At 68.5% G+C, this 22,214-nt stretch carries 20 protein-coding genes; 15 read left to right on the top strand and 5 right to left on the bottom strand.

What is annotated here, in order from left to right:
* Positions 1 to 345: 345 nt before the first annotated feature.
* On the bottom strand, positions 346 to 3,135 hold the full coding sequence (locus HDC36_RS03870; RefSeq protein WP_179564581.1) for a bifunctional diguanylate cyclase/phosphodiesterase: 2,790 nt from the start codon (positions 3,133 to 3,135) through the stop codon (positions 346 to 348).
* Between the two features lie 172 nt (positions 3,136 to 3,307).
* Between HDC36_RS03870 and HDC36_RS03865 the strand changes: the two genes are divergently transcribed.
* The gene (locus tag HDC36_RS03865) at positions 3,308 to 5,407 is read left to right on the top strand and encodes a PAS domain S-box protein (RefSeq protein WP_255432579.1); all 2,100 of its coding nucleotides are present in this window, start codon (positions 3,308 to 3,310) and stop codon (positions 5,405 to 5,407) included.
* Between the two features lie 5 nt (positions 5,408 to 5,412).
* A complete protein-coding gene (locus tag HDC36_RS03860; protein ID WP_179565595.1) occupies positions 5,413 to 7,137 on the top strand; it encodes an EAL domain-containing protein in 1,725 nt (574 codons plus the stop codon).
* A 137-nt stretch (positions 7,138 to 7,274) separates the two neighbouring features.
* On the opposite strand, the gene HDC36_RS03855 is transcribed toward HDC36_RS03860, so the two are convergent.
* The 4 genes from HDC36_RS03855 to flgA form a co-directional block, all read right to left on the bottom strand.
* Positions 7,275 to 8,471, bottom strand: a complete 1,197-nt coding sequence (locus HDC36_RS03855; protein ID WP_318241166.1) for an ATP-binding protein — start codon at positions 8,469 to 8,471, stop codon at positions 7,275 to 7,277.
* A 137-nt stretch (positions 8,472 to 8,608) separates the two neighbouring features.
* Positions 8,609 to 8,953, bottom strand: a complete 345-nt coding sequence (locus tag HDC36_RS03850) for a flagellar protein FlgN (RefSeq protein WP_179564577.1) — start codon at positions 8,951 to 8,953, stop codon at positions 8,609 to 8,611.
* The gene (flgM, locus tag HDC36_RS03845) at positions 8,950 to 9,267 is read right to left on the bottom strand and encodes a flagellar biosynthesis anti-sigma factor FlgM (protein WP_179564574.1); all 318 of its coding nucleotides are present in this window, start codon (positions 9,265 to 9,267) and stop codon (positions 8,950 to 8,952) included. Before flgM ends, HDC36_RS03850 begins: the two co-directional genes overlap by 4 nt.
* Before the next feature lie 65 nt (positions 9,268 to 9,332).
* On the bottom strand, positions 9,333 to 9,977 hold the full coding sequence (gene flgA, locus HDC36_RS03840) for a flagellar basal body P-ring formation chaperone FlgA (RefSeq protein WP_179565594.1): 645 nt from the start codon (positions 9,975 to 9,977) through the stop codon (positions 9,333 to 9,335).
* Between the two features lie 115 nt (positions 9,978 to 10,092).
* On the opposite strand from flgA, the gene HDC36_RS03835 reads away from it, so the two are divergent.
* The 13 genes from HDC36_RS03835 to HDC36_RS03775 all read left to right on the top strand — a co-directional run bounded on the left by HDC36_RS03835 (position 10,093) and on the right by HDC36_RS03775 (position 22,204).
* Positions 10,093 to 11,037, top strand: coding sequence for a chemotaxis protein (locus tag HDC36_RS03835; RefSeq protein ID WP_179564572.1), 945 nt, complete (start codon positions 10,093 to 10,095; stop codon positions 11,035 to 11,037).
* A gap of 150 nt (positions 11,038 to 11,187) precedes the next feature.
* Entirely contained in the window at positions 11,188 to 11,589 is a 402-nt protein-coding gene (flgB, locus tag HDC36_RS03830; protein WP_179564570.1) for a flagellar basal body rod protein FlgB, read from the top strand.
* Positions 11,590 to 11,591: 2 nt separating this feature from the next.
* A complete protein-coding gene (flgC, locus tag HDC36_RS03825) occupies positions 11,592 to 11,999 on the top strand; it encodes a flagellar basal body rod protein FlgC (protein ID WP_145708233.1) in 408 nt (135 codons plus the stop codon).
* Positions 12,000 to 12,035: 36 nt separating this feature from the next.
* A complete protein-coding gene (locus tag HDC36_RS03820; RefSeq protein ID WP_179564568.1) occupies positions 12,036 to 12,707 on the top strand; it encodes a flagellar hook capping FlgD N-terminal domain-containing protein in 672 nt (223 codons plus the stop codon).
* Positions 12,708 to 12,732: 25 nt separating this feature from the next.
* Positions 12,733 to 13,956, top strand: a complete 1,224-nt coding sequence (gene flgE, locus HDC36_RS03815; RefSeq protein WP_179564566.1) for a flagellar hook protein FlgE — start codon at positions 12,733 to 12,735, stop codon at positions 13,954 to 13,956.
* A 149-nt stretch (positions 13,957 to 14,105) separates the two neighbouring features.
* Complete coding sequence (locus tag HDC36_RS03810) at positions 14,106 to 14,861, top strand: flagellar basal body rod protein FlgF (protein ID WP_179564564.1); 756 nt, start codon at positions 14,106 to 14,108, stop codon at positions 14,859 to 14,861.
* A gap of 117 nt (positions 14,862 to 14,978) precedes the next feature.
* Entirely contained in the window at positions 14,979 to 15,764 is a 786-nt protein-coding gene (gene flgG / locus HDC36_RS03805; protein WP_179564562.1) for a flagellar basal-body rod protein FlgG, read from the top strand.
* A 26-nt stretch (positions 15,765 to 15,790) separates the two neighbouring features.
* Positions 15,791 to 16,492, top strand: a complete 702-nt coding sequence (gene flgH / locus HDC36_RS03800; RefSeq protein ID WP_179564560.1) for a flagellar basal body L-ring protein FlgH — start codon at positions 15,791 to 15,793, stop codon at positions 16,490 to 16,492.
* 8 nt (positions 16,493 to 16,500) lie between these two features.
* Positions 16,501 to 17,619, top strand: a complete 1,119-nt coding sequence (locus HDC36_RS03795) for a flagellar basal body P-ring protein FlgI (protein ID WP_179564558.1) — start codon at positions 16,501 to 16,503, stop codon at positions 17,617 to 17,619.
* A 1-nt stretch (position 17,620) separates the two neighbouring features.
* Positions 17,621 to 18,850 carry a flagellar assembly peptidoglycan hydrolase FlgJ gene (gene flgJ, locus HDC36_RS03790; protein ID WP_179564556.1) on the top strand — a complete coding sequence of 410 codons (1,230 nt, stop codon included), beginning with the start codon at positions 17,621 to 17,623 and terminating at the stop codon, positions 18,848 to 18,850.
* 11 nt (positions 18,851 to 18,861) lie between these two features.
* Positions 18,862 to 20,736, top strand: coding sequence for a flagellar hook-associated protein FlgK (gene flgK / locus HDC36_RS03785; RefSeq protein ID WP_179564554.1), 1,875 nt, complete (start codon positions 18,862 to 18,864; stop codon positions 20,734 to 20,736).
* Positions 20,733 to 21,938, top strand: a complete 1,206-nt coding sequence (gene flgL, locus HDC36_RS03780; protein ID WP_179564552.1) for a flagellar hook-associated protein FlgL — start codon at positions 20,733 to 20,735, stop codon at positions 21,936 to 21,938. Before flgK ends, flgL begins: the two co-directional genes overlap by 4 nt.
* Positions 21,935 to 22,204 carry a hypothetical protein gene (locus tag HDC36_RS03775; protein WP_179564551.1) on the top strand — a complete coding sequence of 90 codons (270 nt, stop codon included), beginning with the start codon at positions 21,935 to 21,937 and terminating at the stop codon, positions 22,202 to 22,204. The genes flgL and HDC36_RS03775 overlap by 4 nt, the downstream gene beginning before the upstream one ends.
* Positions 22,205 to 22,214 lie beyond the last annotated feature (10 nt).

Here is a 22,214-nt window from a genome sequence, read left to right as displayed (position 1 = left end):
CGGCGCTCAAGCGGCGTATGGCGACAACGACGACGACAGATGCATGGGCGGCTCCGGAATGCGGAAACGCCAGTGGCCACGCTCGGGGTCCTCGCGGATCGGGCTTGCGTACTGCGGGAGTGTCTTGCCAGCGCCGGTGCGGCGGTGGCGAACGATCCCGTCCTGAGCGGACGGGACCCATCTGGGACGAACCCAGACCTTGGCGGTCCTGTCAGCTCGACAGCTGCAGCGTCGGTCTAGGATGACTGTCCAAGGAAGTGGCCTCTGGCCGGGAACGATGGGCGCGAAGTATAGCCAGCAACCGCGGTACCGCAACAGCGTCCGACGGGCGCCGGCGGCGAGCGTTCACTGGCCAGCAAGCACCAGCCGCGGCAGCGTCGCCGGGGTCTCGGCCTGACGCGCGCGCAGCCAGGCCGCCAGCTCGCGCGGCGGCAGCGGCCGCGAGTGCAGATAGCCCTGGATCTCGTCGCAGCCCTGCTCGCGCAGCAGCGCCTCCTCCTGCGGCGTCTCCACGCCCTCGGCCACCACCTGCATGCCCAGCGCATGGCCGAGTTGCACGATCGCCTGGGTGACCTTGGCGGTGCCGCTGTCGATGAGCATGTCCTGCACGAAGCTGCGGTCGATCTTCAGCCGCTGCACCGGGAAGCGGTTGAGGTAATGCAGGTTGGAGAAGCCGGTGCCGAAGTCGTCCACCGCCAGCAGCACGCCTTCCTGCTCGAACAGTTCGAAGCAGCGGCGCAGCGATTCGGTGTCGCGGATCAGCGCCGATTCGGTCAGTTCCAGCTCCAGCCGCTTGGGCGACCAGCCGTTGCGCTGGCACAGCTCGATCACCCGCTCGGCGAAGCCGCGGTCGCGCAGCTGCATCGCCGAGACGTTGACCGACACGCGGTCGAAGCTCAGCCCCGCCGCATCCCAGGCCGCGGCCTGGCGGCAGGCCTCGTTGATCACCCAGTCGCCCAGGCGCACGATCTCGCCGCATTCCTCGGCGATGGGAATGAACTCGGCCGGGTTGCAATGGCCGTGGCCGGGGCGGTGCCAGCGCAACAGCGCCTCGACCGCCGGCGCGCGTTCGCCGGCCGCATGCACCAGCGGCTGGTACACCAGCGAGAACTCCTCGCGGTCCAGCGCGCCGTGCAGCGCATGTTCGATCTCCAGGCGCCGCTGCGCACGCAGCAACACGTCCTGGCTGTAGTAGTGGCAGGTGTTGCGGCCCGATTCCTTGGCCGCGTACATCGCCGCATCGGCGGCGCGCAGCAGGCTGTCGAAGTCCTGGCGCCCCTCCTCCATCAAGGCGATGCCGATGCTGGCGCCGATCTTGATCACGTTCTCGCCGTTGTGCAGCGGCTCGGCCAGCGCCGCGATCAGCTTGCGCGCCACATGGCCGGCATCGCCCGGCTCGGCCAGGTCGCGCAGCACCACCAGGAATTCGTCGCCGCTGAAGCGCCCGAACAGGTCGCTGGTGCGCAGCTGCTGGTGCATGCGCGTGGCCGCCAGTTTCAGCAACGCATCGCCGGTGGCATGGCCGAAGGAATCGTTGATGCTCTTGAACCCGTCCAGGTCGACGAACAGCATCGCCAGCGTGCTGCCGCGCTCCACCGCGTCGTGCATCGCCGCTTCCGCCTGCTCGCGCAGCAGCTGCCGGTTCGGCAGCCCGGTCAGCAGGTCGTAGTGGGCCAGCAGTTCGATGCGCTCGCTGGCCTCGCGTTCGCGGCTGATGTCGCGGAACAGCACCACGAAGCGCGGCGGCAGGCCGTCGCGGTCGTCCAGTTCGATCAGCACCTGCACCCACACCCGGTGCCCGGAGGGGCGGTGGAAGCACAGGTCCAGTTGCTCGGGCAGGCCGCCGTGGGCGATCCGCGCCAGCGCCGTTTCGAACGCGTCGCGCGAATCCAGGGTGTACAGGGCCAGCGCCTGGTCCAGGTCGATGTTTTCCTTGCGCAGGCCGTGGATGCGGTAGCACTCCTCGGTCCATTGCATGCGCCGGGTGCCGACCTCGATCTCGCAGCCGCCGATCTTGCCCAGCGCCGAGACGCGGTTGAGCAGTTCGGTGCGCCAGCGGATCAGCGCGTCGGTCTGGCGCTGCTCGGTGATGTTCTGCACCTGACCGAGCACGCGCTGCACGGCGCCGTCCGCTTCCAGCTGCGGTTGCGCCCATACCCGCAGGTGCAGCGGCGCCTCGCTGCCGCGTACCAGCTCGACCTCGAAATTGGCCTGCTTGCCGTCGCGCTGCATGCGCCGCCAGGTGGAGATCACCTGCGCCGCCGACTCGCGGCTGAGCAGGCGCAGCCAGCCGCGGCTGCTCGGCACCTGATCCTCGGCCAGGCCGGTCACGCGCAGGAACTCGCGCGACCACCAGATCCGGTTCTGCAGCGGATCCCACGACCAGCTGCCCATGCTGGTCATGCGCTGCGCCTCGCGCAGCAGGGTCTGCTGGTCGCGCAGGCGCTGCTCCAGCAGCTTCTGTTCGTGGATGTCGGTATGCGTGCCGACCATGCGCAGCGGGCTGCCGTCGGCGGTGCGGGCGACGATGCGGCCGCGGTCCAGGATCCAACGCCACTGGCCGTCCTGCTGGCGCAGCCTGAATTCGCACACGTAGGTCGCGCTGCGGCCTTCGAAATGGGCGCGGATCGCCTCGCGCAGGCGCGCCTGGTCGTCGTTGTGCACCAACGGCAGCAGCGCGTTGAGTCCGTAGTCCGGCGCGTTGCCTTCGTAGCCGAGCATCTGCTTCCAGCGCTCGGAACGGAAGATCCGGTCGCTGGGGATGTCCCAGTCCCACAGGCCGTGTTCGGCGCTGTCCAGGGCGATTTCCCAGCGCGTGGCGCCGTCGCTGCCGACCGGCTCGGGCACGCTCAGGGTATAGGCCAACAGCGCGCCGGCATCGTCGCGCACCGCGCGCAGCCACCCGTCCAGGCGCCGCCCGGCGGTGCCGGGCAGCGCGCAGGCGAGCATGCTCTCGCCGTTGACCAGTCGCTCGCGCACGTCGCGCATCAGCTCGGCATAGGCCTCGACCGTACGCGGCAGCTCCAGCGCCTGCGCGGCCCGGTTCGCGGCCAGCGGCCGCCCTTCGGCGTCCAACAGGACCACGGCCGAGGTGAGCGGATGCTGCAGCAAGCTTGCGATGACGCCTTGATCCACGCCGAGGTGCTCCGTTTCTGCCGCGCTGGTGCTGGCGGACGAAGGTGATAACGGCACCCGGCGGCATTAATTGAGCGCCCGGCCGGCCGCGGCGCCGGTCGCGCTGGGCCGCAATGGCCGCTTGCCGGTAAGATGGCGGCGGACGAATACCGCCGCATCGGGCTGTCGGGGCATGCAACCACAACGCGATCTCTCCCCGACCTCCCCGTCCTCGGGCATGCGTCTGGCGCAGCGGCTGGACCGGGGAATCTGGCGGACCGCGCTGCTGTACCTGCTGGTCGGCCTGATCTGGTCGCTGGGCAGCGACCTGCTGCTGGTTCGATTCGTGGACGACACGCAGACCCTGGCCATGCTGCAACTGGTCAACGACGCGGTGTTCCTGCTGTTGACCGCCATCGCCCTGTACTGCCTGCTGCGCCCGCTGGTGCGCGGCGCGGTGCAGGTGCACGCGCAGCTGGCGCTGTCCGAGGCCGGCTACCGGCAGATGTTCCAGGCCAATCCCAGCCCGATGCTGGTCTACGATCCGGAAACGCTGCGGGTGGTGGACGTCAATCCGGCGGCGATCGCCTTTTTCGGGTGGCCGCACGACACCTTCGTCGGGCTGGAACTGGGCCGGCTGTGGCCGCCCGGCGCCGCCGAGCGCATGAGCGACGTGATCCAGGCGATCCGCGACGCCCCCTCCAAGGTCTGCGTGGTGGCCGAGCCGCTGTGCCTGCGCGACGGCAGCCAGCGCATGGTCGAGGCGCGCAGCACCGGCCTGGACTACCGCGGCCGCGGCGCGCGGCTGGTGGTGATCAGCGACCGCAGCGCCGAGCACGAGGCGCAGCAGCGCCGCGACCAGGCGCTGCTGCGGCTGGAGGAGGCGCAGGCGATCGCCCGCCTCGGTTCCTGGCAACTGGACCCGGCCAGCGGCCTGGGCCGCTACTCCGACCAGGTCTACCGGATGCTCGGCCGGCGCGCGCCGGAGTCGCCGCGCCAGCATCGCCTGGAGGAATTGCTGATCCCCGCCGACCTGGCGTCGCAGGCGCGCATCCAGCGCATGCTCGAGGACCTGTGCGGCACCGCACCGGTGCAACTGGACATGCTGCTGCCGGTGCTGGCCGCCGACGGCCAGGCGCGCATGCTGCACCTGCGCGCCGAATCGGCCAACGACGACGATGGCGCGTCCTGCGTGCGCGGCACCCTGCAGGACGTGACCGAGCACGAACGCTCGCGGCGCCTGCTGCACGAGCGCGAGGAACAGTTCCGCGAACTGGTGCGGGTGCTGCCCGACGGAGTGGCGATCCTGCACCAGGAACACGTGCTGTACGCCAATGCCGCCTGCGCCGGGCAGTTCGGCTACGAGGGCGAGAACCTGCTCGGCGAACCGTTGCAGGGCCTGGTCTACCCCAGCGATCTGCAGCAGGTGCGCGAGCAGATGCGCGATGCCGGCGACAAGGGCGAGCGCGGCGCCGCCGCGCGCATGCGCCGCCGCGACGGTTCGCTGTTCCACGCCGGGCTGTCGTTCGGCAAGGTGCGCTACAGCGGCCGCGACTGCAAGCTGCTCATCGTGCGCGACCTCAGCGAGCCCGAGCGCATGCGCGACGCGCTGGCGCTGAGCAACCGCGAGCTGCAGGCGATGGCGCGGCGGCTGTTCTCGCTGCAGGAGGACGAGCGCCGCGCGATCTCGCGCGACCTGCACGACGACATCGGCCAGGCGATCACCGCGATGAAGCTGTCCGCGCACGCGGCGCTGGACGAAACCGATGCCGAGCGCCGCCGCGAAGACCTCAACGAGATCGTGCAGCTGGCCGACAGCAGCATCACCAAGCTGCGCAACCTGTCCACCCTGCTGCGCCCGCCGCAACTGGACGCGCTCGGGCTGGAAGCGGCGCTGCGCTGGCAGGCCGGCATGCTGTTCCGCGCCTCGCCGGTGCGCCTGCAGCTGGAGATCGCCACCCTGCCCGCGCGGCCCAGCGGCGAGGTCGAGCAGGCCTGCTTCCGCATTGCGCAGGAAAGCCTGACCAATGTACTGCGCCACGCCTGCGCCGGCGAAGTGCGCATGGCGCTGAGCGACGAGCAGCACCGGCAGCTGCGCCTGGAGGTGGTCGACGACGGCGACGGCTTCGATCCGGCCGGACCGCGCGGACTGGGCCTGATCGTGATGCGCGAGCGCGCGCAGAGCGCAGGCGGTACCCTGCAGATCGACACCGCGCCCGGTGCCGGCACGCGGGTGACGCTGTGCCTGCCCTACACGACGGCGGCGACGCCGACGCACCCACCTGGACCCTGAAGACGATGTGGAATCCCGCTGCCCCCGTGCCGCCAGACGACGAACTTCCGTCGCGCCTGGGCGCAGGCCACCCGGCGCTGACCGGCATGATCGCCGAGGCGCTGGCCGGCGGGCCGGGGGTGATGCTGCTGCACATCGACATCGACCACTTCGCCTCGATCAACGAGAACATGAGCGCGGAAGTCGGCGACCACGCGCTGGCGCTGCTGGCGCATCGGCTGCAGGCGCATCTGCGCGGGCGCGGCCTGCTGTGGCGCCACGGCAGCGACGAACTGGTCATGGCGGTGCCGCGCACCGCCGACGTGCCGCCGCCGGAGGCCTTCGCCGAAGAGGTGCGGCAGCAGATCGAACTGCCGCTGTCGGTACTGCCGTACACCTTGTTCATGACCGGCAAGATCGGCGTGAGCCTGTGCCCGGAACACTCAACGCGGCTGTCCACGCTGCTCGACTACGCCGAGGACGCGGTCTACCAGGCCGCGCGCGAAGGCGGCAACATGGTGCGCCTGTACGCGGCCGACGGCCCGCCCAGCGCGCACAGCGAGAGCATCATCTCGCGGCAGATCGTCGATGCGATCCCCAATGGCGAGCTGCGCCTGCGCTACCAGCCGATGGTCAGCGCCCGCGACGGCCGCGTGGTCGGCATGGAATCGCTGCTGCGCTGGCAATCGCCGACGCTGGGCATCCTGGTGCCGGAACGGTTCATGCGCACCGCCGAGCGGCTGGGCGTGATCGTGCAGATCGGCACCTGGGTGATGGAGGGCGCGCTGCGCCAGGCGCGGCTATGGCGCGACCAGGGTTTCGACGACTTCACCATCGCGGTCAACGTCTCCACCCTGCAGCTGCTGCGCCCGACCTTCTTCAACGAAGTGATGTCGGCGCTGCAGGCGGCCGGCGTGCCGCCGCAGATGATGGTGCTGGAGATCAACGAAAGCGCGCTGACCAACAACGTCAACTTCGTCCACGAGACCCTGGCCAACCTGTGCCGCGAAGGCATCAGCCTGAGCCTGGACAACTTCGGCACCGGCGATTCCAGCCTCAGCGCGCTGGTGCGCTATCCGGTGGACAAGCTGAAGATCGACCGCAGCTTCATCAAGAGCGCGCCGGCCGGCAACCGCGAGGCGGCGATCGCCCGCGCCATCATCGCCATGGGCCACCAGCTGGGCATGGTGGTGATCGCCAACGGCGTCGAATCGCAGGCGCAGCTGGGCTTCCTGCGCCGCAACGACTGCGACATCTTCCAGGGCTACCTGTTCGGCGAGCCGATGTCGGCCGAGGCCGCGGGCATGGCGTTGCGGCGCCGTTACCTGCGCCCGGAATCGTTCACCGAGACCCGTCCGGACCGCACCCTGCTGCTGCTCGACGACGAGGAGAACGTGCTGCGCTCGCTGGTGCGCCTGTTCCGCCGCGACGGCTACCGGATCCTGGCCGCCGGCAACGTGCGCGACGCCTTCGACCTGCTCGCCACCAACGACGTGCAGGTGATCCTGTCCGACCAGCGCATGTCCGACATGAGCGGCACCGAGTTCCTGGGCCGGGTGAAGATGCTCTACCCCGACACCATCCGCCTGGTGCTGTCCGGCTACACCGACCTGGCCACGGTCACCGACGCGATCAACCGCGGCGCGATCTACCGCTTCCTGACCAAGCCCTGGAACGACGACGAACTGCGCGAACACATCCGCCAGGCGTTCCGCACGCACGACGAACAGCGGCGGGATGCTGGGCCCTGACGGGCCGGGATTGGGCATTCGGGATTCGGGATTCGCAAAAGCCGCGGCGTCGGCTTTTCATTGGCTCGCGAGGGGATGGAGCAGCAAACGCAAACCGCTCTTGCGAATCCCCAATCCCGAATGCCGAATCCCGGCTCCTACTTCGGCTGCCTCACCGGAATCACGATCCGGAAGCTGGAGCCCTCGCCGACGGTGCTGGTCACGTCGATGCGGCCGTGGTGCTTGTTGATGATGCCGTAGGAGATCGACAGGCCCAGGCCGGTGCCGCTGCCGACCGGCTTGGTGGTGAAGAACGGGTCGAAGATGCGCTGCAGCAGGTCCGCCGGGATGCCGGCGCCGGAGTCCTTGAACTCGATCCAGACCTCCTCGCCGTCCTGGCCGGTGCTGACCACGATGGTGCCGCGCTCGCCGATCGCCTGGCCGGCGTTGAGCAGCAGGTTCATGTACACCTGGTTGAGCTCGGACGGCAGGCACTCGACCAGCGGCAGGTTGCCGTAGTGGCGGTCCAGGGTGACCTTGTACTTGAGCTCGTTCCAGATGATGTTGATCGTGGACTCGAGCCCGGAATGCAGGTCCACCAGCTTCCACGATTCCTCGCGGCCGGAGTACGAGAAATCCTTGAGGTCGCGCACGATGCGCGTCACCCGCTCGATGCCTTCGCGCGACTCGGCCATCAGCTGCGGCAGGTCGCGGCTGATGAAGTCGATGTCGAAGCGGTTGCGGATGTCGTCGATTTCCGGGATCAGCGCCTTGGGATCGGGCGCGCGCAAGGCGCGCTCGTAGGCTTCGATCAAGGTGAACAGGCTGCGCAGGTATTCCTGCAGGCTGCCCAGATTGGAATGCACGTAGCCGATCGGGTTGTTGATCTCGTGCGCGACGCCGGCGGCGAGCTGGCCGATCGAGGCCATCTTCTCCGACTGCAGCAGTTTTTCCTGCGCGCCGTTGAGGCGCAGATAGGCCTGGCGCAACTCGGCGTGGCGCTGCTGCAGTTCCTGTTCGTAGTCCTGCTGGCCTTCGATGCCCTGGATCAGCACCAGAAAGTGGCCATCGTCGCCGTCGGCATGGAAATACAGATGCGCCAGCACCACGTGTTCTTCGGTCGGCAGGCTGCCGCTCCAGCGGCCATGGCTGCGCGCCTGCGACAGCGCATCGCTGGGCAGCCACTGCGCCAGGCGCTCGCCCAGGGCGCAGTCGTCGAAGACTTCGGCATTGCACAGATGGCCGCGCGCGGCACTGTTGGCCAGCAGCAGGCGGCCATCGGCGCGGAACAGCACCAGGCCTTCGTCGATCAGCTCGCTCAGCGCGAGCAAGCTCTTGCGCGAAGGCAACGGCACCGTGTCGGTGTAATCGGGATCGGCGAAATTCACGAAAGGCAACGGGTAACGAGCGGACGCTCAATATACGCCGATGCCATCGCCAGGTGCGTGGATGCCGGCACATGGCCGGCACGCGGTGACGCGCCTGGCGTTTCTCAGGCGATCGCCAGCGGGCGACTCATCCGCAAGGTGCTGGACTGGCCATTGGCATCGTAGGACGAGGCGCTCTCGCTGCGCCCCAGATGCCGCAGCGCCCAGTTGACCTCGCGCCGCCGCCGCGACAGCAACGCGCCGTTGGCGCGGTTGGCGTCGGCCAGCTGGCGCAGCAGCGACTCGGCCTCGGCACCGGCCGGCACGTTGGCCTCCAGCGCCCGCAGCGCGGCCAGCTTGTCGCCGGTCGCCTGCATCAGGCCTTCCACGTTGTGATCCAACAACGCCTGCCGTTCGCCGGCGAGTGCGTCGCTGAGCTGCTGCAAGGGGTTGGTCACGGTCGTGTTCATGCGCTGAGCTGCTGGTCCATCTGCAGCATGCGGCTGGCGATCGCGTCCGGATTGATCTTGTAGCTGCCGCTCTGCAGCGCGCTGCGCACCGACTCGACGCGGTTGCTGTCCACCGCCGGCGCCGCCGCCAGTTCGCGCTGCAGGCTTTGCAGCCCGGACGCTTCGCCGGTCAGGCGCAGACTGTCGGTCGCGGCCGTGGCGCCCACCGCACTCGTCTTGCCGTCCTCGGACGCGCCGGAGGCGGCCTTGGTGTTGACGGTCGACGTGCGAAGGGTGGCCTGGGTCGGCGAATTCCCTTCAATTTTCTGGCTCATGACGAAATCCTGCTACGGGTTCGGTGTAGGTAACGGCCCTACACCGACGAACTTTAGGCCAGATCTCAACGCGTCACAAAAACGTCGCCATTTTGTGACACGGTTCCCTGAACGACGCGGCGAGACGACAGGTTTTCGACGGTCACCCGCTCGTTCTCGCCGCCGTCGCTGAGCGCGCGCCCCGCCATGCGCACTTCCAGCGCCCCGTTGCGCGCCACCAGCGCCACATTGTCGCCGCGCCGCACCAGCCGCTGCGCGACCAGATCGCTGGCCGACAGCAAGGTGCCGGCCGGCAGGGTACGCCGCACCACCCTGCCGATCGCCGCGGCCGGATCGGTCATTGCCGCACCGACGATCCGCGCCGCGTCGCGCTTCTCGACGACCATATCGGCGGCACCGACGGTTTCTCCAGCGGCCAGGCCGCGGCCCAGCACCAGCACGTTCTGCAGGCGCCGCACCTTGACCGGCACGAACAGGCGCCAGCCGGCCTCGCGCGGACAACTCACTTCCACTGTCGTGGTCCCGGTCGGCTGCGCCTGCAGCGACACCGGACACAGCGGCACGCGCACCGACGGGTCCAGCGTCGCCTCGGCTTCGGCATCGGCGCCAAGGGTGGACAGCGCCGCGGCGCGGATCGAGTCGACCGATTGGAATTCCGCGGCCCAGGCCGGCATCGCCGCCAGCAGGACCACTAACAGGATCAGGCGCATGGCCGTCTCTCTAATGAAGGTGTCGCCAGTCCCATGCAAAGCGCGTGCCGCAATTCGCGCCCCTCGCCGACAGCCCGGCCTCAAGTTCCGCCGCGAAGGCGCCGATATGAACCCCATGTCTCATGACCTGCTCAACCGAATCGACCAGCGCACCCGCTTGGCGGGCCACAATCGGCTTGCCCTGCTGCTGTTCCGGCTGGGCGGCCGTCAGCTTTTTGGCGTGAACGTCTTCAAGGTGCAGGAAGTGCTGCGCCGGCCGGAGCTGTTCCAGGTGCCGGGGCTGCCACTGCAATTCTCCGGGGTCGCCGATGTGCGCGGCCGTTCGGTGCCGGTGCTCGACCTGGGCCTGGCGATCGGCCATCCGGAACGCGAGACGCAGGCCGACAAGGCGCCCGGCTACCTGGTGGTCACCGAGTTCAACCGCTCGGTGCAGGGCTTCCTGGTCAGCGGCGTGGAGCGCATCGTCAACATCGCGGTGGAGGACATCCATCCGCCGCCGGAACTGGGCGCCGAATCCAGCTACCTGACCGCGGTGACCCGCTTCCAGGGCGAGCTGATCCAGGTCATCGACGTGGAAAGCGTGCTGGCCGACATCGCCCAGAACCGCACCGAGGCGCTGATCGACCCGTCGCTGGCGCTCACCGGCTCGCAGCTGCAGGTGCTGGTGGTGGACGACTCGCGCGTGGCGCGGCAACAGATCCGCAGCGTGCTCGACCAGCTCGGGGTCGGCGCCACCCTGCTGTCCGACGGCCGCCAGGCCCTGGACCACCTCCTGCAGATCCACGCCGGCGGCGAGAATCCGGCCGACCGCTACGCCATGGTGATCTCCGACATCGAGATGCCGGCGATGGACGGCTATACGCTGACGACGGAAATCCGGCGCCACCCCGGCCTGGCCGGCCTGTACGTGCTGCTGCACACCTCGCTGTCGGGGGTGTTCAACAACGCCATGGTCGAGCGCGTCGGCGCCAACGCCTTCGTCGCCAAGTACAGCCCGCACGAACTGGCCGATTACGTGCTAGCGCGGCTGCGAGTGGTCGCCGAGGCCCAGGCCGCCTAGCGTTTCGCGGCCCCGGCGCGACGCCGGGCGCCCAGCAGCACGCCTTCCGCCGCAATGGCGAAGGCCGCCCCACCGCGCCGCACGGCGCGCGCACCCCGGTTCTGGCACAGACTTTGCCTGTACTCCTGCAACGAACCGCGGGAGCGCGCCATGCCCAATCTGATTTCATCCTACCTAGGTGTCCACGGCGACGCCCTGCCGCTGCGCGAGCAACGGATGAAGCTGATCGCCAGCAACCTCAGCAATGTCGACACGCCCGGCTACAAGGCGCAGGACCTGGATTTCGACGCGGCGATGCGCGCCGCGCAGGGCCAGCGCGACGGCAGCCAGATGCAGGTCACCGACAGCCGCCACATCGCGGTCGGCGGCAGCACCGGGCTGAATCCGTTCCAGGTCACCCGCGAGGCCAACCAGCCCAGCCTCGACGGCAATACCGTCGATGCGGACACCGAACGCGCCGCCTACGGCCGCGCCGCGCTGGAATACCGCGCCTCGCTGAGCTTCGTCGAATCCAAGGTGCGCAGCATGCTCACCGCGATCACAGGCCAATAAGCATGAGCAATCTGCCGATTTTCGACGTCGCCGGCTCCGCGCTGCAAGCGCAGTCGGTGCGCCTGAGCACCATCGCCAGCAACCTGGCCAACGCCGATTCGGTGGCCGGGTCGGCCGAAGCGGCCTACAAGCCGATCGAGCCGATCTTCCAGGCGGTGCGCAACCCGCACGACAGCAGCCTGACCGCGGTCAACGTCAAGGAAATCACCCAGAGCAAGGATCCGCCGATCAAGCGCTACGAGCCCGGCCATCCGCTCGCCGACGCCGACGGCTACATCTACTCGCCGGACGTGGACCCGGTATCGCAGATGGTCAACCTGATCTCCGCCTCGCGCAATTACCAGGCAGGCGTGGAAGTCCTCAACACCGCCAAGGAACTGGCGTTGGCCACCTTGTCCATGGGCCGCTGAGCCCTCCCCTCCCGCCTAACGGCCTAGGACGTACTGATGAGCACCGTTTCCAGCGACATCTATTCCAGCCTCGGATTGACCGCCTCCAGCACCACCAGCACGTCCAACAAGTCCTCGTCGCTGGACCAGGCCGACTTCCTGAAGCTGATGACCGAGCAATTGCAGCACCAGGATCCGCTCAAGCCGATGGACAACAGCCAGATGGTCTCGCAGATGGCGCAGCTGTCCACCGTGCAGGGCATCGGCGACCTCAACAAGACCGTGACCGCGCTATCCGATTCGATGAGCACCGACCAGATCCTGCGCGGCGCGCAGCTGGTCGGGCACAAGGTGCTGGTGCCGTCGGCGACGATGCCGCTGGGCAGCGACGGCGGCACCACCGGCGTGATCGCCGCGCCCAGCGCGGGCATCGTCAACCTCACCGTCACCGATGCCAACGGCAACGCGGTCAAGCAGATCAGCGTCACCGCCAGCAAGGCCGGCGAAGTCAATTTCAGTTGGGACGGCACCAACACCGCCGGCGAGCGCATGCCGGCCGGCGCCTATGGCGTCACCGCCACGCATACCGACAGCAAGGGCACCAACACCGCGCTGTCCACCTACGTCCAGGCCCCGGTCGAGAGCGCCACCATCGGCTCGGACGGCATCTACCTCGACCTGACCGGGCTGGGCACCGCCCCGCTCGCCAACGTGCTCCGCGTCAGCTGAGCCGGCCAATCCACAGGAGTCCATCATGGGTTTCAATACTTCGCTGTCCGGTATCAAAGCGGCCAACTCCGACCTCAACGTCACCGCCAACAACATCGCCAACGTCAACACCACCGGCTTCAAGGAGTCGCGCGCCGAGTTCGCCGACCTGTTCTCCGCCACCGGCTACGGCCTGGCGCGCAACGCGATCGGCGCCGGCGTGCGGGTCAGCAACGTCGCCCAGCAGTTCTCGCAGGGCAACGTCGACCCGACCGGGCGCAACCTGGACCTGGCGATCTCCGGCGACGGCTTCTTCACCCTGACCAACAACGGCGCCAAGGTGTATTCGCGCGCCGGCAACTTCCAGACCGACGAGAACGGCTACGTGGTCAACCCGCAGGGCGCCAGGCTGCAGGTGTTCCCGCCGGCGGCCAACGGCAACGGCTTCGCGGTCGGCACGCTGAGCGACCTGCAGCTGCTGACCACCGACAGCTCGCCCAAGCAGAGCGAAACGGTGAACCTGATGTTCACCCTGCCCGGCAACGCCAGCGTGCCGACGGTGACCACCTTCGATCCGGCCGACGCCAACAGCTACAACCATTCCACCGGCGGCATCACCGTCTACGACTCGCTGGGCGTCAGCCACACCCAGACCTCGTATTTCGTCAAGACCGCCAACGCCAACGAATGGCAGGTGCACAACTATGTCGACGGCACCGCGGTCGGCACCCCGAGCACGATCCAGTTCGACGGCAACGGCAAGCTCACCACTCCCGCCGACGGCAGGATCGCGCTGAGCACCTTCACCCCCAGCACCGGCGCCGGCACCCTCAACCTGACCCTGGACATCAGCGGCTCGACCCAGTACGGCGAGGCGTTCGCCTTGCGCGACGCGCGCCAGGACGGTTACGCCAGCGGCAAGCTCAACTCGATCAGCATCGACGCCAGCGGCGTGGTCTACGCGCGCTACTCCAACAACGCCGACAAGGCGCTGGGCCAGGTGGCGATGACCAACTTCGTCAATCCGCAGGGGCTGAGCTCGCTCGGCGACAATGTGTGGGCGGAAAGCTCGGCCTCGGGCAACGCGCGCACCGGCGCGCCGGGGACCTCGGATTTCGGCAGCGTCCAGTCCGGCGCGCTCGAAGCCTCCACCGTCGACCTCACCGAACAGCTGGTCAACATGATCGTCGCGCAGCGCAACTTCCAGGCCAACTCGCAGATGATCTCGACCCAGGACCAGGTCACGCAGACCATCATCAATATCCGTTAAGGCCGGGATTGGTGATTCGGGATTGGTGATTCGTCACGGCTGGCATTCCGTCGATCGGAAGCCAGCCTTGCACGCCACCCCTGATCGTTTGCGGCACCCCCGCTTCTTCGAATCCCGAATCCCCCCATCCCGAATCACGGCTCACACCCATGGACAAAGCACTCTACGTCGCCATGACCGGCGCCCGCGCTTCGCTGCAGGCGCAGGGCACGGTGTCGCACAATCTGGCCAACGTCGATACCGCCGGCTTCAAGGCGGCGTTGGCCAATACCGAGGCGTACCGCATCAAGGGCGCCGGCTATCCGTCGCGGATCGATGCGCTGCACATCGACCAGGGCTTCAATCGCGATGTCGGCGCGCAGCAGGTGACCGGCAATGCGCTGGACGTCTCGCTCAGCGCCGACAACTGGCTGGCGGTCCAGGCCAGCGACGGCAAGGAGGCGTACACGCGCGGCGGCGAACTGGCGTTGACCCCGAACGGCCAGCTGGTCACCTCCAGCGGCCGCGCGGTGCTCGACGACCAGGGCAATCCGATGGCGATCCCGCCGCACCAGTCGCTGGAGATCGGCGGCGACGGCTCGGTGTCGATCGTGCCGCTGGGCGAAGGCCCGCAGGCGATGACCGTGGTCGGCAAGATGAAGGTGGTGCAGGCGCCGGCCGAACGCCTGGAACGCCGCCCCGACGGGCTGATGCGCAACATCAGCGACGATCCGACCCAGGCTTTCGCCCTGGCCACCGGCACCGCCGTGCACACCGGTGCGCTGGAAGGCAGCAACGTCGATGCCGCCGGCGCGCTGGTGCAGATGATCCAGCTGCAGCGCCAGTTCGAGATGCAGGTGAAGGTGATCAAGCACGGCGACGAGAACGCGCAGTCGGCCAACACCATGCTGCGCCTGAACGGCTAAGCCCGCCATGGGCGCCGCGCCGCTGCCGACGAAAAGCCGGCGCATTTGTGGCACGGCACATGCATCAATCCCCCTGCCCCTCGCGGATCTCGGGGCCACCATCAGAGGAATCGGGTCATGAATCAGGCTTTGTGGGTCGCCAAGACCGGACTGGATGCGCAGCAGACGCGCATGTCGGTCGTGTCCAACAACCTGGCCAACACCAACACCACCGGCTTCAAGCGCGATCGCGCCAGCTTCGAGGACCTGCTGTACCAACAGGTGCGTCAGCCTGGTGGCGCGACCTCGGCGCAGACGCAGTTGCCCTCGGGCCTGCAGCTGGGCACCGGCGTGCGCGTGGTGTCCACCTCGAAGGATTTCGAACAGGGCAATCCGCAGCAGACCGGGCGCGCACTGGACGTGATGGTCAACGGCCGCGGCTTCTTCGAAGTGCAGATGCCCGACGGCACCTCGGCCTACACCCGCGACGGCAGCTTCCAGATCAACTCGCAGGGCGAGCTGGTCACCAACAGCGGCTACGCGATCCAGCCCGGCATCCAGGTCCCGGAAGGCGCGCAGTCGCTGACCATCGGCACCGACGGCACGGTCAGCGTGCAGGTCGCCGGCACCGCCGCGGCGCTGGAGATCGGTTCGTTGACGCTGAGCGACTTCATCAACCCCTCGGGCCTGCAGGCCAAGGGCGAGAACCTGTACGCGGAAACCGCCGCCTCCGGTCCGGCGCAGAACGGCACGCCCGGCCTCAACGGCCTCGGCACCACCGTGCAGGCCTCGCTGGAAGGCAGCAACGTCAACGTGGTCGAGGAGCTGGTCAGCATGATCGAGACCCAGCGCGCCTACGAGATGAACGCCAAGGCGATCTCCACCACCGATTCGATGCTCGGCTATCTGAACAACAACGTCTGATCCCGACACTTCTTCTGGAAACCGCCATGTCGCGTCCGTCCTCCTTCTCTCTCATCGCTGCGCTGGTCCTGCCCGCGCTGCTCGGCGGCTGCGCCGGGCTGGGCATCGCCGCCGGCGACGTGCGCCCGTATGCGCCGATGGCGCCGATCGTGCCGGTGGTGGCGCAGCCCGCGCAGCCCAGCGCCGGCGCGATCTACGCCGCCGGCCCGAGTCTGTCGCTGTATTCGGACCGGCGCGCGCGCGACGTCGGCGATCTGCTGACCATCACCCTGGTCGAAAGCACCAACGCCAGCTCCACCGCCAACACCAGCATCACCAAGAAGGACGCGGTGACGATGGCCACGCCGACCCTGCTCGGCGCGCCGCTGACGGTCAACGGCATCAACGTGCTCGAAAACAGCACCAGCGGCGACCGCAGCTTCGCCGGCAAGGGCAACACCGCACAGAGCAACACCATGCAGGGAAGCATCACCGTGACCGTGGTGCAGCGCCTGCCCAACGGCAACCTGGTGATCCAGGGACAGAAGAACCTGCGCCTGAACCAGGGCGACGAACTGGTGCAGGTGCAAGGCATCGTCCGCGCCGCCGACATCGGTGCGGACAACACCATTCCGTCCAGCAAGGTCGCCGACGCGCGCATCGCCTACGGCGGCCGCGGCGCCGTCGCCCAATCCAACGCGATGGGCTGGCTGAGCCGCTTCTTCAACTCGCGCATCTCGCCGTACTGAGGCCTGCCATGAACCTTCTGTCCCTGTCCTGCCGCCTGCTCGCCGCGTTCGCGCTGTGCGCCGGCCTGGCCGCCCCGGCCGCCGCCGAACGCATCAAGGACCTGGCCCAGGTCGGCGGCGTGCGCGGCAACGCGCTGGTCGGCTACGGCCTGGTGGTCGGCCTGGACGGCAGCGGCGACCGCACCAGCCAGGCGCCCTTCACCGTGCAGAGCCTGAAGAACATGCTCGGCGAGTTGGGCGTCAACGTTCCGTCGAACGTCAATCCGCAGCTGAAGAACGTGGCCGCGGTGGCGATCCACGCCGAACTGCCGCCGTTCGCCAAGCCCGGCCAGCCGATCGACATCACCGTGTCCTCGATCGGCAACGCGGTGTCGCTGCGCGGCGGTTCGCTGCTGATGGCGCCGCTGAAGGGCGCCGACGGCCAGGTCTACGCGATCGCCCAGGGCAGCCTGATCGTCGGCGGCTTCGGCGCGCAGGGCAAGGACGGCTCGCGGATCTCGGTGAACGTGCCCAGCGTCGGCCGCATTCCCAACGGCGCCACGGTGGAGCGCGCGTTGCCGGACGTGTTCGGCAGCAGCGGCGAGATCACCCTGAACCTGCACCAGAACGATTTCACCACGGTGTCGCGGATGGTCGCGGCGCTGGAGAACACCTTCGGCCCCGGCAGTGCCCACGCGGTCGACGGCGGCACCGTCGCGGTGCGCTCGCCCACCGACCCGAGCGCGCGCATCGGCCTGCTGGCGCGGATCGAGAACGTGGAACTGTCGCCGGGCGCGGCGCCGGCCAAGGTGGTGGTCAACGCCCGCACCGGCACCGTGGTCATCGGCGCGCAGGTGCGGGTCAGCCCGGCGGCGATCTCGCACGGCTCGCTGACCGTCACCATCAGCGAAGGCACCCAGGTCAGCCAGCCCAACGCGCTGAGCAACGGCCAGACCGTGGCCACGCCGAAATCGACCATCACCGCCACCAACGAAGGCAGCCGCATGTTCAAGTTCGAGGGCGGCACCTCGCTGGACCAGATCGTGCGCGCGGTCAACGAAGTCGGCGCCGCGCCGGGCGACCTGATCGCGATCCTGGAAGCACTGAAGCAGGCCGGCGCGCTGAGCGCGGAGCTGGAGGTGATCTGACATGCGCATCTCGGCCTCTCCCATCGAACTGAGCGCGACCACCCAGAACGATCCTGCCCGGATCGACAAGGTGTCGCGCCAGTTGGAAGGACAGTTCGCGAACCTGCTCGTCAAGAGCATGCGCGACGCCAGCTTCGGCGATTCCCTGTTCCCGGGCGAGAACCAGACCTTCCGCGACATGTACGACCAGCAGATGGCCAAGGCGCTGACCGAGGGCAAGGGGCTGGGCCTGGCGGCGATGATCGCCAAGCAACTGGGCGGCGGCAAAAGCGCCGACGCGCCGGCCATCAACACCTCGATCGGTGCCGCGCAGGCGGCCAAGGCGTATTCGCTGGTGTCCGGCCAGGGCGGCGGCAGCGCCGGCAACAGCGCCAACGCCGGTGCCTCCGCGCTTGCCGATACCGGCGCAGCCGCAGGTGCCGGTGCCGCTGCCTGGGGCGGCCTGGACGCCGCCGACGCGCCGCAGCAGCAGGTCGCGCGCGTGCTCGACCTGATCGCCGGCCGCGAGACCAGCGCCATGCACGAAGCGATCGGCAGCAATCCTGCCGACGGCAGCGCCAGCCTGGCCTGGACCGGGGCGGACGACCGCTGGTCGGATCTGGCGACGACGGCGGCGGACGACAGCATCGGCATCGATGCCAGCGCTACCGCCGCCGCCAAGGCCGCCGCGGCCAGCCTCGGCGAGCGCACCCCGGAAGGCTTCGTCGCGCAGATCTGGACCCATGCGCAGAAGGCGGCCAAGGAACTGGGCGTGGATGCGCGGGCGCTGGTCGCGCAGGCCGCGCTGGAGACCGGCTGGGGACGCCGCGGCATTTCCCGCGGCGACGGCGCCAGTTCCAACAACCTGTTCGGGATCAAGGCCACCGGCTGGAGCGGCGAGCGCGTCACCACCGGCACCCACGAATACGTCGGTGGGGTCAAGCAATCGCAGACCGCCGATTTCCGCGCCTACGCCTCGCCGGCCGAGAGCTTCGCCGACTACGTGCGCCTGCTGAAGACCAATCCGCGCTACCAGCAGGCGCTCAATGCCGGCACCGACATCCGCGGCTTCGCCCAGGGCCTGCAGCGTGCCGGCTATGCCACCGATCCGTCCTACGCCGCCAAGATCGCCGCGATCGCCGGCGGCCCGACCATCGGCCGCGCCGTCGCCGCGATCGGCAACGCCGCCGCCAGCGGCATCGAACGCGCGTTCGCCAGCACCTCCGATCCATCCAACAGCGTCCTGCGCTGAGGTAGCCGTCCATGTCCGTCCTGTCCACCGGCACCAGCGCCCTCATCGCCTTCCAGCGCGCCCTGGCGACCGTGAGCCACAACGTCGCCAACATCAACACCGACGGCTACAGCCGGCAGCGCGTGTCGTTCGCGACCACCACGCCGACCCAGTACGGCTCGGACTACATCGGCAACGGCACCAAGATCACCGACATCTCCCGCGTCGCCGACCAGCTGGCGACCTCGCGGCTGCTGGACAGCAGCGGCGAACTGGCGCGGCTGAAGCAACTGTCGAGCCTGTCCGACCGCGTCGACGGGCTGTTCTCCGACAAGGCCACCAACATTTCCGGGCAGTGGTCGAACTTCTTCGACGCCACCACCGGGCTGTCCTCCAACGCCTCGGCCACCGCCAGCCGGCAGAACGTGCTGGACAACGCCAACTCGCTGGTGACCCGCTTCAAGCAGCTCAACGGGCAGATGGATTCGCTCGGCAACGAGGTCAACAACGGCCTGCTCTCGGCCACCACGGAAGCCAACCGCCTGGCCACCGAGATCGCCAAGATCAACGGCCAGATCGGCGGCGACGCCAGCTCGGCCGCGCCGGACCTGCTCGACCGGCGCGATGCGCTGATCACCCAGCTGGTCGGCTACACCGGCGGCAGCGCGGTGCAGCAGGACGGCGGTGCGATCAACGTCTATACCTCCGGCGGCCAGGCGCTGGTGGTCGGCACCACCGCCTCCACCCTGACCACGGTCACCGATCCCTACCAGCCCGGGCGCCTGCAGGTCGCGCTGAAGGCGCAAGGCACCACCATCACCCTGAGCGACAGCTCGCTGGGCGGGCAGATCGGCGGCCTGCTCGAGTTCCGCAGCAGCGTGCTGGATCCGACCAAGGCCGAGCTGGGGCGCATCGCCACCGGCCTGGCGGTCACCTACAACCAGCAGCACAAGGCCGGCGTGGACCTGTACGGCAACCTGGGCAGCGACTTCTTCTCGCTGTCTGCGCCCAGCGTCAACGCCAACGCCGCCAACACCGGCACTGCCAGCTTCAGCGCCAGCGTCAGCGACCTGAGCAAGCTCGACGGGCAGAACCTGCTGCTGAAGTTCGACGGCAGCACCTGGACCGCCAGCCGCGCCGACACCGGCGCCAGCGTGGCCATGACCGGCACCGGCAGCAGCACCGATCCGTTCGTGGTCAACGGGGTAACCCTGCAGGTGTCCGGCAGCGCCGCCGCCGGCGACAAGTTCCTGCTGCAACCCACCGCCAACGCGGTCACCGGCCTGGCGGTGGCGATCACCGATCCGTCGCGCATCGCTGCGGCCACGCCGGTCACCGGCAGCGCCGACCTGGACAACCTGGGCACCGGCAAGGTCAGCAACGTGCGCGCCACCGACGCCAGCAACGCCAATCTGCTGACGCCCTCCAGCATCGCCTTCATCGACGCCAACCAGTACACCATCGACGGCGCCGGTCCGTTCGCCTACACCGCGGGGCAGACCATCAGCGCCAACGGCTGGAGCATGACCCTGGACGGCGCGCCGGTCGCCGGCGACACCTTCGCGGTCAAACCCACCGGCGCCGGCTCCAGCAACAACGGCAACGCGCTGACCCTGTCCAACCTGGACGACAGCAAGGCGTTCAACGGCGGCACCATCACCCTCAATGGCGCGGTGTCCGGACTCACCACCACGATCGGCTCGGCGGCGCGGCAGGCGACCTACGCGGCCGACGCGCAGGAAGTGATCCACACCAGCGCGCAGGACGCGCGCGACTCGGTTTCCGGCGTCAACCTGGACGAGGAAGCCTCGGACATGTTGCGCCTGCAGCAGGCCTACCAGGCCGCCTCGCAGTTGATCTCCACCGCCGACACGATGTTCCAGTCCATTCTGGGTGCGATCCGATGAGCAACCGTATCTCCACCGGCATGATGTTCAGCCAGTCGGTCAACAACATGCTGGGCAAGCAGGCCAAGATCTCGCATCTGGAACAGCAGCTGGCGACCGGCCAGCGCCTGGTCACCGCCGCCGACGATCCGGTCGCCTCCGGCACCGCGGTCAACCTGGACCGCGCGGTGGCCGAACTGGAGCGTTTCGGCCAGAACGCCAACAACGTGCAGAACCGCCTGGGCCTGCAGGAGAACGCGCTGTCGCAGGCCGGCGACCTGATGGCCCGGGTCAACGAATTGACCGTGGAAGCGAACAGCTCGGCGTTGACCACCGACAACCGCAAGGCGATCGCCTCCGAACTCAAATCGCTGCACGATAGCCTGCTCAGTCTGTCCAACAGCACCGACGGCAGCGGCCGCTACCTGTTCGCCGGCGCCGCCGACGACAAGGCGCCGTTCGCGGTGGTCAACGGCAGCGTGGTCTACAGCGGCGACCAGACCCAGCGCAGCGTGGAGGTGGCGGCCGACACCCAGGTCGCCGACGCCCTGCCCGGCAGCGAGATCTTCATGCGCATCCGCACCGGCGACGGCACCGTCGATGCGCACGCGGCCAGCACCAACACCGGCACCGGCCTGCTGCTGGACTACAGCCGCGACTCCGGCGCCGGCGGCTGGAACGGCGGCAGCTACAACGTCGCCTTCACTGCCGCCGACACCTATGAAGTACGCGACAGTACCGGCACCGTGGTCACCACCGGCACCTATGCCGCCGGCGAGACGCTCAGCTTCGGTGGCCTGAAGATGCGCCTGGACGGCGCGCCAGCGGTCGGCGACAGCTTCCAGATCGGCGCCTCCACCACCAAGGACGTGTTCTCCACCATCACCAATCTGGTCAATGCGCTGAACACCGACCCGATCACCGCGACCGACAAGGCCGCGTTGCAGAACACCCTGCAGTCGTCGATGCGCGACATCAGCCAGGCCTCGGCGAAGATGATCGATGCGCGCGCCGCCGGCGGCGCGCAGCTGGCCGCGCTCGACAGCGCCGCCGAGCTGCGCGAATCCAATGAAGTGACGCTGAAGACCACCCTGTCCTCGCTGCGCGACCTGGACTACGCCGATGCGATCGGCCAGTACCAGCTGGAACAGGCCGCGCTCAAATCGGCGCAGACCATCTTCACCCAGATGCAATCGATGTCGCTGTTCAGCATGATCCGTTGAATCCCGATTCCACTCCATACGCGAAGGCCCGGAGCGCAGCGATGCCTCCGGGCCTTTGCCTTTATACCGAGTTCGTCATCGCTGCCGATCCCGCCAAATTTCGTGCCAAGGCCGCTAAAGTTTGCCAAACCGCGGCCGAAACAAGCTCTTCGCCGCGCGTGCCACAGGCTCCCGGTTCGCCACATCGCGATAATTTCCGCAGCGAATCGCTAAAGGTTGTTGACATCGCGCCGTTATTTATCTCAGCAGCGGCAACGGCCAATTGATGGCCCCCCT

The sequence above is a fragment of the Xanthomonas sp. JAI131 genome (assembly GCF_013410075.1).
Taxonomy (GTDB): Bacteria; Pseudomonadota; Gammaproteobacteria; order Xanthomonadales; family Xanthomonadaceae; genus Xanthomonas_A; species Xanthomonas_A bonasiae.
This window is presented reverse-complemented; position numbering and strand designations above follow the sequence as displayed.